Origin of the sequence: Pseudomonas sp. MEJ108, assembly GCF_030208985.1 — a bacterium.
In the GTDB taxonomy this organism is placed as follows: Bacteria; Pseudomonadota; Gammaproteobacteria; order Pseudomonadales; family Pseudomonadaceae; genus Aquipseudomonas; species Aquipseudomonas fragariae.
The window spans coordinates 287,489-301,342 of sequence record NZ_JARVSW010000014.1; the positions used below are offsets into that span (position 1 = coordinate 287,489).

Genomic DNA, 13,854 nt, shown 5'->3' on the forward strand with positions numbered 1-13,854 from the left:
TTGTAAGGGTAAAGCCCCCACCGGAATTCAGAGAGGTATCCGACGGTATGTATCACGGTCACATAATCGCCAACGGTGCGGACCTTGTGCCTACCGTCAGAGCTCAGGCGAAATGGAACAGCGCCGCTGCCATATCAGCAGCATTTATGGTGTTGGTTCAGATCGTGGCGAATATGACGTCAGGCTGAGCGCAGTCCCGAAACACATCCATTTGCGACGCGCCATCCAGCCAGGCTGTGTTGATAAGAGCGCGGGCAATAGCCGCATACTCCGGGTTAAACTCGCAGATGATCGACCGGCGACCTTCCTGAATCGACACCAGCGACGTGGTACCTGCACCGCCGAATGGGCCGGCGCGCCACGCCATCGCGAGGCGCGCCGGCCAGGATGCTGGGTCTGATCAGGTCGGGCGGGAAGGTGGCGAAGTGGGCGCCCTTAAATCCCTGCGTTGGAACTGTCCACACGCTACGCTTCGCATATCCAATGGGTAATCGCTGTCATCCGATCAGGTCTATGGGTACCTATTTTCTGGCCAGGAATCACCTGTTCCCGCTTCGAGTCTTCCCGCTTAAAGCTGTCCCGCCTGCTGCGCACTGCTTTCATCTTTCATCGGCCCATTGGCTTTGCCTGGGACTCTATTGCTGCCATGTTGTTGCTCAAGATACTGAGCCATTCGCACGATCGAGCTGAGTGCTACAGATTCCGTGACCGCATTCTGGTCGTAGTAATAGCGAGGCGACTTGCTCAGCAGGAACAAGTATTCCTGTGACTTTGTGAACCTGTCTCGGGTACTTTCAGGCATCGGGTTTGGCTTGTGCCCGATTATGTCCTGACGCAGATACCAGCCGTCACTCTGGAGGGTGAACGCCAGGCGCCAGGGAGTACCCGTCAAGTCTTTCTGTTTGAGCCCCATCGGTGGCAATCGCCGCTTGCCACGCAGCAAAGCTCCACGCATAGCCTGAGAAACCATGTCGTGCTTGCCTGCTGACCCAACAGGTGCACAGCCCCCAGCGATGGAGGCGTATATAACCCCCATTTTCACCTAGATCGTGCCGTCAGAGCGGAGCACCCGGCGCACTTCTCGAAACGCGTCTACCAAGCGGGCGATGAACTCAGCAGGCGTTTTCTCGAGGCCGATCTGGCCTTCGACGCCATAGTCCAGCAGACCGTGGTCGGGCGGGCTGATCACGCACATATGCACGGTTTCATCTAGCAGCGTGCGCATCATGTCGATGCCGTCGCCTATCAGTATCTGGTGGAGCTGGCTCATATCGAATTCCAGGCATGCGCCTCCCTCCGTGTCCGGTGGTGGCAAATTAACAGCAAATGGGTTTTGATGTTCGGTAATTCAGCCTTTGGAGCAATTCATGCCAGACTTTCCATTAGTGCCAGCAGTCGCAACTCTAATTGCAGGCGCGCTTGCCGCTACCGTTAGCCTTGTAGCATCAATTTTGGCGAAGGATCAGAAGACGTCAGAGTTCCGGCAGTCTTGGATTGAAGGTCTGCGTGATGATGTGTCGCAGTTGATCGCTCACCACGAGGTTTCATGGCATATGTCGGAAATTGTGAGGAAAAAATCTAAGGAGGAGGTCCAGAAGTACATTTTGGAGCACCAAAAAGAATGGGTCGAGATATACATGCTGGAATCCCGAATTCGGCTGCGACTTAATCCTAATGAACACCAAGGAATCATAGGGCTTCTGGACGAAGACTCCAGTGATATAAAAAGCAAGGCTGAGCATAAAGATTTTATTAGAATGTTAAGCGCGGAGACTCAAAAGGTCCTAAAAAACGAGTGGGATAGGGTGAAACTCGGCGAGTCATCAATAATATGGCTGCGCAGGGTATCCAAGGCGTTTATTATTAGCTCCTTGATCGCAGCTATTATCACTGCGGGGTATCATTCTTGCCCGGAACTGTCCTGCCTGTCGTCTCTGTAATATCATTCATGGCACCTGATCATTCATCCGCATGCACTTCCGGTAAAATTCCATCGGCAAGATTTCCGACATTATTGTTTCTTGCATGGAATTTAGAAATCAAGCCGAGAAGCTACCAAGCGCCAGTTGCGCTGCGTCACCTACGTTCGCTTCAATCACTGACTTGAACTCTTGGGTAATCTCTTCGCGCTGCACGTCCTAACCGACTCAGCGCAGTTGCATGGCGTTGAGCGAAGCAATGGGAGCGTCCAGAGTAATAGAAGGGGCGGTTCAGGCGGCGATGTGCTTGAGCTGGATAGTGAGCTGGGTTTTTTCGGCCGGCTTTCGTCGACGAGGCCTGATAATTCGTCGAGGGTAATGGAATCGCCCAGCTTGGCTTGGGCCATGGGATAGCTGACCAACGTGCTGGTTTTCTCGCGAGCGGCCTCGTTTGCGATGTCCTCGCTCTCGACAAAGTCGCTGAACGCCTTCAGCAACGTTCGCGTTTCGCCCGGTCCGTTGATGCTTTCTTGGCAGCCAATGAAGTCACGGAAGTAATCATTGCCCCGACGACCCTGCTTACCCTTGAGGTACGAGATGTACTGCTTCGACTGAGGGTTGTTCTGCCACTCGCTCACGTTGATGCACGCGGCCAGGCGGATTTGGTCGAGGTCGAGGCGGTTCACCGTCATCAGCGCCAGCTCTTTGGTCATGGTCGCCGCTTCGGTTTCCTGCACCAGAGCGAAAACCAGATAGTCGTTCAGTCCTTGCTGGTAGTGGCAGTAAAGGGCATGCCTGCCGGTGGTTAGGTTCGACTCTTCCATCAGCTTTGTCAGGTGCTCGACGGCGCTGGCGCTGAATCCCAGCAAGTCGATATCTCCGGCCATGTACTTGCCGAGCCAGCCGCTAAACGGGAAAGCGCCTGACTGTGGGTAAAAGTACCCCATCCCTTGCCAGTGGTTGCGTTGTAGCTTTCGTTGAGTTGACTCATCAGATCGTCGCGGGCTTGGCTCTCGACCTACTCGGCAGCGCCAAGGAACAGAACGGCAGGACTGCCGTCAGGCTTCTTGTCGATTTTGTAGATGACGCTGTGACGTACAAGCTTTTTTTACCTAGGGTAGGCGCCGCCCTCTGTATCCGGGGGTGGCAAGTTGCTAGGGAAGGAGTATTCTTACGAGATTGAGTAACGATTACTCGTAGCACCTGTGGAGAATAGAAAAAATGGATATTTGGGCCGCTGACAAGCTAGTCTTGTTCATAGCATTCGTCATACCAGGCTTCCTAAGTATTAAATTTTACCAACTTATATTCCCAGGGACGATTAGAAACGCGTCTGATCAATTAGTGGACGCAATCGCTTACAGTTGTATAAATTACGCCCTGTTATTCTGGGTCGTTGTTTACGTTGAGAGTCATGGCTTACGGGTTGTGCATCCAGTTCTTTATTACCTGTTTTATGTTTTTGTTTTATTCGTCTCTCCGTTTCTGTTGGTGCTAATCTGGAAGTGGCTGAGAACGCATGAGAGATTTAAGGGCTCCGCGCCGCATCCGACCGCAAAACCGTGGGATTACGTCTTCAAGCAGGCTAAGCCGTATTGGATCGTCGTTTATCTCAAAAACGGTAAAATGGTTGGCGGTAAGTATTCGGGGCAGTCATTTGCCTCCAGCTATCCTGTGGAGGAACAAATATTTTTGGAAGAGGCATGGCTCGTTAAAGCCGATGGCATACTGGATCGTCCCATCACAGGTAGTGCCGGAGTGCTGGTCATGGCTTCGGAGATTTCTTATCTTGAATTTTCTCAATTTCAATCAGGAGATGGACATGGCAGATAAAGATCTGACGAATAATGGCTACCAACCCGCACCAGAAAAGGTCGAGAAAGGTTACCAGCCAGTTTTAGATACTCCTCATCGACCGAATCCCCATAGTGGTTATCAGCCTATCAGCAGTGGTGATAGCCCTACCAACGTGCCTGCTCCGCCAAAGGAGCGATAAACTCATCGCCCGCATCCTGCCGAAGCATCAGCATGCTCTTGCGGTGAAACTCCAGCGCCACGATATTCGACACTTTGATTTCGTGGCGCGGGACCTGAAGAAAGCGAATCGCTTCAACCGGGCCCAGCGCATGAAGGTGGTGAATCATCAGGGTCCTGGCCTCGGCCTGCTCCTCAATCTGCGCCCACCCCATCAGTTCGCTCAGCGCCTGTTTCGTGTCGGGCCGAACCCTTAGCCGCAATTCCTCTTCCCGGCCTTCTGCCGCTTCATTTCGCCCGGCTGCTGCTGGGGTAGTCCAGGCTGTACTTCTGAACGATTCGCCTGATGACGGTGCGGTTGATCCCGGTCAGCTTTTCGGCTTTGAAGTGGCTGACGCCCAGGTCGCGCATTGCCTCTATGCGCTTGAGCAGTGCCAGGTCCGCTTCTTCCTCGACATACTTCCGATGATCCTCGCCGTTGTAGCGGGGCTTGCGGGGTGGTGACTCTTTACGCGGTGGGCGGTGCGCGACCTGAAACGACCCAAGGTCGCGCACCGTTCCACCGCTGCGCTGAAACTCGTTTAAGGCCTCGGACAGCTCGGATGACTTTGACTTTGCGCGGTTGGCTTGGATGGTACTCAGTTCGGTAGCGATCATGCTGCCAACTGCGTGATGGTTACTCCGTCCATTTGGGAGTCAGCGCCTTGGATGTGCACCAGATCGTCCAGCGCGCCCCAGTTTACGGTGAGGACCGAGATTGGAGTCTGGCCTTTACCAGCGCATGAAGATCGGCGGCGGTGACATTCGCTTCAAGCTTCGTCGGCTTGGGGGAAGATGCTACGGTAGACATCTTTGGTGATGCCTGTTCGCCCGGTATGGGCGCCGCAGCGGCTTGTGGTGCGGTCGCGCTGGCTTTCACTTTTTGAGCACCGGTATCTCTCTCGACTTTTGCGGCAGCGGCAAGCTTTCCAGATTGGCACGGTGCAGCTCCAAATCGGAGGCATCACGCAGGCTTTAGTCATACGTAATAAAGGCGATCGACGACAGAGGCGCAGGTCTTGATCACTGCGTCGACAAGCTGCGTCTGGTGATCCAGCACACAATTCACCAGATGGATTTTTGTGCGGCGACACCGCCGTCGTTGTAGGCAGACAGTCTAATAAACGACTGTTTTTCCGAACCAAAACAAAAAGGGCCTACCCGGCAAAATGCCCGGTAAGCCCTTTATATATGTGGTGCCCCGAGCCGGGGTCGAACCGGCACGTCCAAAGGACGAGGGATTTTAAGTCCCTTGCGTCTACCAATTTCGCCATCGGGGCGGTAGCGCCAAGAGCAGGGAATATATACACCCGGCCCCTATGAAGCAAGCTTGAAAGCGTCCCGAACGGTACAAGACGCTGCTTTTTTGCCTGTCAGAAATGCTTGGCAAATCATGAGGCTACGAAATTTTATTGGTGCAAAGGCTGACGTGCCGTGATCCGGCGGCTCAGGCTTTGCTGTCTTTCACCACCGTATCGTTCACCACGGCCTCGACCTTGTCAGCCAGTATTCGCAGGTAGCTCGCCAGGGCGACTTCTTCCAGGCGCAGGCCTTTGCGTTGTCGGGAGCGGGGGAGTTTGGCCAGGTTGCCGAGCAGGAAGCCTTCCAGAACCGCCGGGTGGATGTAGCATTTTCGGCAGATGGCAGGGGTGTTGCCCAGTTGTTTCGAGACTGCTTTGACCATGTCGACGATGTGCCGTTTGGCGTCGGCCTCTGGCTCCCAGTGCAGTTTTTGCAGCGTTGCCAGTGCCAGCGCACTGGCCGCCCAGGTTCGGTAGTCCTTGGCGGTGAAGTCCGAGCCGGTGAGGCTTTGCAGGTAGGCATTGATGTCGGAAGAGGTCACCGCGTGGCGCACGCCGTCTTCGTCCAGGTACTGGAAGAGGTTTTGTCCGGGCAGTTCCATGCAGCGCTTGATCACGTTGGCCAGACGTCGATCCTTGACGCTGACCTTGTGCTCGACGCCGCTCTTGCCGCGGAACTCGAAGAGGATCTGGCCGCCTTTGACTTCAACGTGCTTGTTGCGCAGGGTGGTCAGGCCGTACGAGCGGTTTTCCTTGGCGTACTGGCTGTTGCCGATGCGGATCAGTGTTGCGTCCAGTAATGAAATGACCGTCGCCATGACTTTTTCCCGGCCCATGCCCGGCTGAGCGAGCTGTGCTTCGATCTGCTTGCGCACTTTGGGCAGCGCATGGCCGAACTCGATCAGCCGCGAGTATTTGTCCTGATCACGTATTTCGCGCCAGCGCGGATGGTAGCGATACTGCTTGCGCCCGCGGGCATCGCGGCCGGTGGCCTGCAGGTGGCCCAGCGGATCGGCACAGATCCATACTTCGGTGTAGGCGGGCGGGACTGCCAGTGCGTTGATGCGCTTGATCTCCGACTCGTCCTTGATGCGCTGACCCTTGGTGTCAAAGTACGCGAATTTGCCGCGCAGTACCTTGCGCGTAAGGCCCGGTTGAGTGTCGTCTACGTAATGCAGTTCACTGGCGGGCTGGCTGATGGCAGTCGAGTCAGGCATGGCTAAGTTCCAAAGGCAGTTAAAAACACTGACCTCGGGCTTTTACGGTGGTGCCGTTTATTTGCTGCGTGGCTGTTTTTTTCGAAAGGTCAGGCCAGCACCGCGACCGCCTTGATCTGCGCCCAGAGCGACTGGCCTCTGTGCAGGTTCAGTTGGTCGCTGGAATAGCGAGTGATGCGTGCGAGCAGCGGCGTGCCGCCAGCGTCCAGCTTCACCAGAACGTGTGCCGAATTGTCGGCCAGCGCTTCCTCGATCACCGTGACCGGCAAGCGGTTGAGGATGCTGCTCTGGTAATCGGGTTGCAGGTTGAGGCTGACATCCCGGGCCTGGACCTTGATGCGCAGCAGGGTGCCGACCTGCATCTGCGCGTGGGCGACGCGCATGCTCAGTTTGCTGTCGGGCAGTGTTACGGTGAGCAACTGGTAATGCTGATCATAGGCGCTGACCGTGCCTTCGATGACCACGCCTGCATCACTGCCCATCGCCAGAGGAAGGTCCAGCCGCGCCAGGGTTTCGTGGATCGGACCGCTGGCCAGCACGGTGCCTGCCTCGAGCAGCACCAGGTGGTCCGCCAGGCGTGCGACTTCATCCTGAGCATGGCTGACGTACAGCATGGGGATGTCCAGCTCGCGGTGCAGGCGCTCCAGGTACGGCAGGATTTCACTTTTACGCCGGGTGTCCAGCGCCGCCAGCGGCTCATCGAGCAGCATCAGCCGCGGGCTGGTCAGCAGGGCGCGGGCGATGCCCACGCGCTGGCGCTCGCCACCGGACAGCTTGTCAGGGTTACGCTGCAGCAGGTGATCGATGCCGAGCAGTTCGCTGGCCTGCGGCAGTTGAATGCGGCGCTGCTGGCGCGGGATACGTTTCATGCCGAACTCCAGATTGTCCCGCACCGACAGATGCGGGAACAGGCTGGCTTCCTGAAACACGTAGCCGATCGCCCGCTTGTGCGGAGCCAGGAAAATACCTTTTTCGGTGTCCTGCCAGACTTCATCCTGAACGCGGATGAAGCCCTGATCGGCTTTTTCCAGGCCAGCGATGCAGCGCAGGCATGTCGTCTTGCCCGAGCCGGAAGGCCCGAACAGCGCGGTAATTCCCGACCCAGGGAGGCTCAGGTCGGTACGGACGGTGAAATCCGGGTAGGCCATCTGCAGGCGGACTTCAATCGGCGATGCCATGACTCAGCTCCATCCCGTTCTGGATTTGCCGCTGGAATACAACGCCAACAGCACCAGAAAGGAAAAGACCAGCATCGCGCCGGCCAGCCAGTGCGCTTGCAGGTACTCCATGGATTCGACGTGGTCGAAGATTTGCACCGACACCACACGGGTTTTCTCAGGAATATTGCCGCCGATCATCAGTACCACACCGAACTCGCCGACCGTGTGCGCGAATCCCAGAATGGCCGCCGTGATAAACCCTGGCTTGGCCAGGGGCAGAATCACGTGGAAAAAGGTGTCCCAAGGGCCCGCCCGCAAGGTAGCTGCGACCTCCAGAGGGCGAGTGCCGATCGCTGCAAACGCGTTCTGCAGCGGCTGCACGACAAAAGGCATCGAGTACAGAACCGAGCCGATCACCAGGCCGGCAAAGCTGAAGGTCAGTGTGCCCAGTCCCAGGCTTTGCGTAAGCTGACCCACCGCACCGTTGGGGCCGAGCAGCAACAACAGGTAAAAACCGATAACGGTTGGCGGCAAGACCAGGGGCAGGGCGACGACTGCGCCAATCGGCCCCTTTAGCCATGAATCAGTGCGCGCCAGCCACAGCGCAACGGGCGTGCCGATGATCAGCAGGATGACAGTGGTCAGCGACGCCAGTTTCAGCGTCAGCCAGATCGCCGCGATGTCGGCACTCCCCAGCGGCATTTACAGCTGGTATCCGAAAGACTTGATGATCGCGGCGGCTTTCGGGCCCTTGAGGTACTCGACCAGCGCCTTGGCAGCGGCGCTGTCCTTGCCTTTGTTGAGGATGACTGCGTCCTGCTTGATCGGGTCATGCAGGTCATCCGGTACGATCCAGGCCGAGCCGCTGGTCAGCTTGCCATCCTTGTAGATCTGCGACAGGGCCACGAAACCCAGCTCGGCATTGCCGGTGGACACGAACTGGTAGGCCTGGGTAATGCTCTGACCTTCGACGATCTTGGCTTTGGTGGCCTCGGTCAGGCCCAGTTTGCTCAGTACCTGAGTCGCCGCGAGACCGTAGGGGGCGGTTTTGGGGTTGGCGATGGACAGATGTTGATACTGATTGGCCTTGAGTACCTGGCCCTTGCTGTCGACGTAACCATCCTTGGCCGACCACAACGCCAGTGTGCCGACCGCGTAGGTAAAGCGCGAACCCTTGACGGTGTCGCCTTCCTGCTCGAGTTTTGCCGGCGTTGTGTCGTCGGCCGAGAGGAATACCTCGAACGGCGCGCCATTTTTGATCTGCGTATAGATCTGACCGGTAGCGCCAAACGCAGCGACGAGTTTGTGGCCGGTGTCCTTCTCGAAGTCAGTGGCGATCGCCTGGATCGGCGCGGTGAAATTGGCCGCCACGGCGACTTGCACTTCGTCGGCAGACGCATGGGCTGCGGCAGAGGCGGCAAAGGCCAGCACGGAGAATTTGAGAATGGCGCGCAGCGTGGTCGTTCGCATGAAGCAGCTCCTTGATGATGAAAACGCACGCCATCGGGGTAAGGGCGTTTCGCTATATAAATAAATATATAGCGTCAGCCTGTTGTTCTGAAAGCACTGTTTTATCGCGGAGACAGAATTTTCAGCGCATTTTCAGCCAGTTGCCGCGTCAGTTCGGTGGCTCCCAGCCGATGTTTGATACCGACTGCCTGGCCTGCCCAGAGGTTCACGAAGTCACTGCTGCCCAGTTTTTCCGCCTGCGCGCGCAGCGGCATCAAGGCACCGCCTGCCAGCGGAAACGCCGGGGCGAGCGGGCTGATGGGGCCGGCTTCGCGCATGATCCGGTTGACGACGCCTCGCGCCGGACGCCCGGTGAAGAGGTTGGTCAGAGCGGTCTGGCTGCCCGTGGCATCGTGCAGCGCTTGACGGTGCAGGGCGCTGACGCTGGCTTCCGGGCAGAACAGATACGCGGTTCCGATCTGTACCGCCGAAGCCCCCAGGACAAATGCCGCCGCAACACCGCGACCGTCTGCGATACCACCTGCGGCGATGACCGGGATGCTTGTCGCGTCAGCGATTTGCGGGACCAATGCAAAGGTGCCGACCTGGGTGTGCAGTTGATCGCTGAGGAACAGCCCCCGATGGCCGCCTGCTTCGTAGCCCATGGCAATCACCGCGTCGCAGCCGTGTTGCTCCAGCCAGATCGCTTCCTCGACCGTAGTGGCTGACGAGATGATCTTTGCACCCGTGGCCCGGACCCGATCCAGTAACGATGGCTGCGGAAGGCCGAAATGGAAACTCACCACCTCCGGCCTCAAGCAATCGATCAGCGTGCAGCTGTCGCGGTCGAAGGGCGCGCGGTTGGAGACTGGTGTCGGCGCATCGAAATCGGCACCCAATTCCTCGTAATACGGCTTGAGCGACTGCTTCCAGCGTTCGGCGCGCTCGGCATCGTAGGCCGGAGGTTGATGACAGAAGAAATTCAGGTTCAGCGGAGCGTTACCGGTCTGCTGCCTGAAAGTCGCTACTTCCTGTTCGATTTTCTCAGGGGTGAGCATGGCGCAGGGCAATGCCCCCAAGCCGCCAGCCTGAGCCACAGCAATGGCCATCTGCGATCCGCTGGCGCCCGCCATGGGGGCTTGCAACAGCGGCAGTTCGACGGCAAACAGTTCAGTGATGCGGCTATCTGGCCATTGACTCATGTGTTTCTCCGGCAGCATTCAGGCAATGCTCATTGAGCGCGAGAATGGCGGGAATGGCAAACGCCACGTCGAGCATCGACACGTCGGAAGGGCGACTCGGTTGACATAAAAAACGATCGGTCTACTATTCGGGCATGACTCAGCCAACCACCTCGCTACCCACTCCCTTACTCGCCAGGCCCCGGCGTCCCGGCCGGCCGCCAAAGGTTGATCGCGATAACCTCGAGACCCGCGAGGCGCTGCTGCGTCGCGGTCTGGAAGTGCTCACCGAGCAGAGTTTTTCGGCCACGGGGCTGGATTACATCCTCAAGGAAGTCGGCATTCCCAAAGGCTCGTTCTATCACTACTTCCCCAGCAAGGAAGCCTTTGGCCGGGCGGTGCTGGATGAGTACGCGCGCTATTTTGCGCAACGGCTGGACCGCTGGTTGCTGGATGAAGCGCTTTCGCCACTGGAACGACTGGTCGGCTTTGTACAGAGCGCCAAGGGCGGTATGGCGCGACACGACTATCGACGCGGTTGCATGGTCGGCAATATGGGCCAGGAAATCAGTCTGTTACCGGACGGATTTCGCGAGGTACTGGAACAGACGCTGCTGGACTGGCAGTCGAAACTGGCGGGTTGTCTGAGGGCTGCGCAATCAATGGGCGAGCTGGCTGCAGACGCTGATTGCGATGAGCTGGCCGCGTTTTTCTGGATCGGCTGGGAGGGCGCAGTGCTGCGTGCCCGGCTGGTTAAAAGCGCTACACCATTGAACACGTTCATTGCCGGCTACCTTCGCGGTTTGCCGCAATGATTTTTCTTCAGAGCTATTTAAAGACGATCAGTCTAAATTGGAGGCGCATATGTTCAAGGGCATCTTGATCGACAAGGATGAGGCGGGCTACCACGTCAATCTGACCGACATCGACGAAGCGCGGCTGCCCTCGGGCGACGTGACGATCGACGTGTCGCACAGCACGCTCAACTACAAGGACGCGCTGGCGATCAACGGTCAGAGCCCGATCGTGCGCAGCTTCCCGATGGTGCCGGGTATTGACCTGGCCGGTACGGTTGAAGCCAGCGATACCCCTGAGTTCAAGGTCGGGGACAAGGTTCTGCTCAATGGCTGGGGCGTAGGCGAAGGGCATTGGGGCGGGCTGGCGCAAAAGGCCCGGCTCAAGAGCGAATGGCTCATTCCTTTGCCAGAGGCCTTCACGCCGGCGCAGGCGATGGCCATCGGCACGGCGGGCTACACCGCGATGCTCAGTGTCCTGGCATTGGAAAAGCACGGCTTGACCCCGGACCACGGTGATGTGCTGGTCACCGGCGCCAATGGTGGGGTCGGCAGCTTTGCCATCGCCATCCTGGCCAGGCTCGGCTATCGGGTCATTGCTTCCACCGGGCGGGCCTCGGAAAGCGACTATCTGCAGCAACTCGGCGCGGCACAGATCATTGACCGGCAGACCCTCTCGCAGCCTGGGCGACCGCTGGCCAAGGAGCAATGGGCGGCGGCAGTCGACTCTGTCGGCAGCCATACATTGGCCAATGTGTGCGCCGGTATTCGTTATCGCGGTGTGGTGGCGGCCTGTGGCCTGGCGCAGGGCATGGAGTTTCCGGGGTCGGTTGCGCCGTTCATTCTGCGCGGCGTCACGCTGGCGGGTATCGACAGCGTGACCCGCCCGCGCGCGGATCGGCTGGAAGCCTGGTCGCGGCTGGCGAGCGACCTGGACATGTCGTTGCTGCCACTGATCAGCCGTGAAGTCGGCTTGAGCGAGGTGATCGACCTCGCGCCGCAATTGATTGCAGGGCAGGTTCGTGGGCGGATCGTGGTGGATACTGCACGCTGAGTGAATCACGGCGCGTCGGCACTGGCACACTCTAGCGCGACCAGTGCGCGATGAACTTGCGTCGTGCCGAGCCCGGTTTCGCATAATTGCAACGGCGTGCGACCGCCGAATGAGGTGTTGCGGGCAACCAGCCATTGGCTGGCACGCTCGGGCGTTGCAAACACCTGCAGGGCGTGGCTGGCAATCATCGCCACACGGTCAAGGCGTTCGGAGGCTACCAGGTCCAGTGACTGTTGCTGGCGCTGGCGCCGTTCGAGGGTTGAAACCGATGCGTTGAACAGCGCTTCCATTTGCCTGGGGGCAAGGACCAGCGCGTCCCGCACTGCACGGATCCAGCGCGGTGCAAAGCCCGCCTGAATGTTCGTCAGGCGTTCGGCTTCGCTGCGTTGACTGAGCTGGTGGGTCAGCAACCAGAAACTGGCCGCCGCGTCACCGCGGCCAGGTGTTTTGCGGGCAGAGGGCGGAATCAAGGTGCGTGCCGGCCTTCGATGGCGGAAAGGACGGCCAAGGCTATCTCAGGCGACGCGTCGTTCAAACACCACGATGTTACCGGGCGTTGCCTGAGGATAATGGTGGTGCGCTGCAGCGCAGGTGTCGCACCAGAGCCCTCGTGCTAAAGTCGCTCGCCTGAATACGAATGAAAAGCGCCGTGGCTGTTGGCACGCGCTTGCACCAGAAAAGGCGTCGCTTTCTATGCAGCACGACCCTCACACCGATAAGGACGCACGCATGGTCAGCCAGCCTTCGCTGCCCGACGTCAACAAGCCACTGCGCCTCTACCTCGATCGCCTGGCACCTTCAAGCCGCCTGACCATGACCTACGTTCTGCAGGATGCAGCAGACCGGTTGGGCATGGCTGACGTCGATATTCATGATATTCCCTGGCACACCCTGCAACCTGGCCACGTTACCGCGCTGGTCGCAACGCTGCGTCAGGATGACTACGCGCCCAATACCACCTCGCTGTATGTGAACGCCATTCGCGGCGTGATGAACGAAGCCTGGCGACACGACCTGATCAGCCACGATCAACTGCTGAAAATCCGCTCGATCAAACCGGTCAGCGGCACGCGATTGGTCAAGGGCCGCAACATCCGTCGCACGCTGATTCGTGAGCTGATGGAAGCCTGTGCTGCCGACCCCAGGCCGCAAGGGCGTCGCGATGCCGCGATCATTGCCATTCTGTATGGCTCGGGGATGCGCAAGTCCGAGTCGGTCAACCTCGACCTTTCCCAGATCGACTTCGCCGAGCGCAGCCTGCGGGTGCTGGGCAAAGGCAACAAGCAATTGATCAAATACGCCCCCGAATGGGCCTTCAAGGCGCTGAACGACTGGCTGGCGTTGCGCCGGTCGTGCCTCCCGCCGGGGCAGGGCGATGACCCGTTCCTGTTCAACCGGATTCGCCGTGGCAGCCATATCACCCGCGACAGAATCACCAAGCACGCCATTTACTTCATCGCCAAGCAGCGCGGGCGCCAGGTGGGTGTGAACATCATGCCCCATGATTTTCGACGTTCGTTCATTACCCAGGTGATCGAAGAGTTCGATCTGTCGATTGCCCAGAAGCTCGCGCATCACACGCACATCTCGACCACCGCCAGTTACGACATGCGCAGTGACAACGAGCGGCGCAATGTTGTGGACGGGTTTGATCTTTGAGCAAAAAAAAGCCACCTCGCGTAAACGGGGTGGCTTAAAAGATCTAACCAAAGGAGTGATGAAGCAGAGCAGAGATTCACCGGCATCGCGACGCGGATTCGCGGGGC

13 protein-coding genes, 1 tRNA gene and 2 pseudogenes are annotated in these 13,854 nt (G+C 58.3%); 5 read left to right on the forward strand and 11 right to left on the reverse strand.

The genetic code is table 11. The features are described 5' to 3' along the window. Positions 1 to 157: 157 nt before the first annotated feature. Positions 158 to 1,270 (reverse strand): annotated as a pseudogene (locus QRN50_RS08985) (DNA-methyltransferase). A 97-nt stretch (positions 1,271 to 1,367) separates the two neighbouring features. On the opposite strand from QRN50_RS08985, the gene QRN50_RS08995 reads away from it, so the two are divergent. Continuing rightward, a complete protein-coding gene (locus QRN50_RS08995) occupies positions 1,368 to 1,940 on the forward strand; it encodes a hypothetical protein (protein WP_058398291.1) in 573 nt (190 codons plus the stop codon). Positions 1,941 to 2,251: 311 nt separating this feature from the next. Here QRN50_RS08995 and QRN50_RS09000 read toward each other — a convergent pair. Beyond that, positions 2,252 to 3,003, reverse strand: a pseudogene (locus tag QRN50_RS09000) (nucleoid-associated protein); the annotation flags it as partial. Between the two features lie 137 nt (positions 3,004 to 3,140). Between QRN50_RS09000 and QRN50_RS09005 the strand changes: the two are divergent. Continuing rightward, complete coding sequence (locus QRN50_RS09005; protein WP_058398293.1) at positions 3,141 to 3,752, forward strand: DUF6338 family protein; 612 nt, start codon at positions 3,141 to 3,143, stop codon at positions 3,750 to 3,752. Between the two features lie 128 nt (positions 3,753 to 3,880). Here the strand turns inward: QRN50_RS09005 and QRN50_RS09010 are convergent, their stop codons facing one another. The 8 genes from QRN50_RS09010 to QRN50_RS09045 form a co-directional block, all read right to left on the reverse strand. Beyond that, on the reverse strand, positions 3,881 to 4,156 hold the full coding sequence (locus QRN50_RS09010) for a hypothetical protein (RefSeq protein WP_096126912.1): 276 nt from the start codon (positions 4,154 to 4,156) through the stop codon (positions 3,881 to 3,883). Between the two features lie 25 nt (positions 4,157 to 4,181). Then, positions 4,182 to 4,550, reverse strand: a complete 369-nt coding sequence (locus QRN50_RS09015) for a hypothetical protein (protein ID WP_096126913.1) — start codon at positions 4,548 to 4,550, stop codon at positions 4,182 to 4,184. 576 nt (positions 4,551 to 5,126) lie between these two features. Next, a tRNA-Leu gene (locus QRN50_RS09020) sits at positions 5,127 to 5,212 on the reverse strand. 167 nt (positions 5,213 to 5,379) lie between these two features. Next, on the reverse strand, positions 5,380 to 6,450 hold the full coding sequence (locus tag QRN50_RS09025) for a DNA topoisomerase IB (protein WP_058822090.1): 1,071 nt from the start codon (positions 6,448 to 6,450) through the stop codon (positions 5,380 to 5,382). A gap of 89 nt (positions 6,451 to 6,539) precedes the next feature. Next, the gene (gene modC, locus QRN50_RS09030) at positions 6,540 to 7,628 is read right to left on the reverse strand and encodes a molybdenum ABC transporter ATP-binding protein (RefSeq protein WP_096126914.1); all 1,089 of its coding nucleotides are present in this window, start codon (positions 7,626 to 7,628) and stop codon (positions 6,540 to 6,542) included. A 3-nt stretch (positions 7,629 to 7,631) separates the two neighbouring features. Further along, on the reverse strand, positions 7,632 to 8,312 hold the full coding sequence (gene modB, locus QRN50_RS09035) for a molybdate ABC transporter permease subunit (protein ID WP_011267944.1): 681 nt from the start codon (positions 8,310 to 8,312) through the stop codon (positions 7,632 to 7,634). Beyond that, the gene (gene modA / locus QRN50_RS09040; RefSeq protein WP_024638634.1) at positions 8,313 to 9,080 is read right to left on the reverse strand and encodes a molybdate ABC transporter substrate-binding protein; all 768 of its coding nucleotides are present in this window, start codon (positions 9,078 to 9,080) and stop codon (positions 8,313 to 8,315) included. 101 nt (positions 9,081 to 9,181) lie between these two features. Further along, positions 9,182 to 10,261 carry an NAD(P)H-dependent flavin oxidoreductase gene (locus tag QRN50_RS09045; RefSeq protein ID WP_060409828.1) on the reverse strand — a complete coding sequence of 360 codons (1,080 nt, stop codon included), beginning with the start codon at positions 10,259 to 10,261 and terminating at the stop codon, positions 9,182 to 9,184. Positions 10,262 to 10,395: 134 nt separating this feature from the next. On the opposite strand from QRN50_RS09045, the gene acuR reads away from it, so the two are divergent. Together acuR and acuI are read left to right on the forward strand one after the other, a co-directional pair. Continuing rightward, a complete protein-coding gene (gene acuR, locus QRN50_RS09050; protein ID WP_060409756.1) occupies positions 10,396 to 11,055 on the forward strand; it encodes an acrylate utilization transcriptional regulator AcuR in 660 nt (219 codons plus the stop codon). Between the two features lie 49 nt (positions 11,056 to 11,104). Next, entirely contained in the window at positions 11,105 to 12,088 is a 984-nt protein-coding gene (gene acuI, locus QRN50_RS09055; protein ID WP_060409755.1) for an acrylyl-CoA reductase (NADPH), read from the forward strand. Between the two features lie 5 nt (positions 12,089 to 12,093). Here acuI and QRN50_RS09060 read toward each other — a convergent pair whose 3' ends face one another. Next, positions 12,094 to 12,558 carry an Xre family toxin-antitoxin system antitoxin gene (locus QRN50_RS09060; RefSeq protein WP_060409754.1) on the reverse strand — a complete coding sequence of 155 codons (465 nt, stop codon included), beginning with the start codon at positions 12,556 to 12,558 and terminating at the stop codon, positions 12,094 to 12,096. 223 nt (positions 12,559 to 12,781) lie between these two features. Between QRN50_RS09060 and QRN50_RS09065 the strand changes: the two genes are divergently transcribed. After that, a complete protein-coding gene (locus QRN50_RS09065; RefSeq protein WP_096126915.1) occupies positions 12,782 to 13,747 on the forward strand; it encodes a site-specific integrase in 966 nt (321 codons plus the stop codon). Positions 13,748 to 13,854 lie beyond the last annotated feature (107 nt).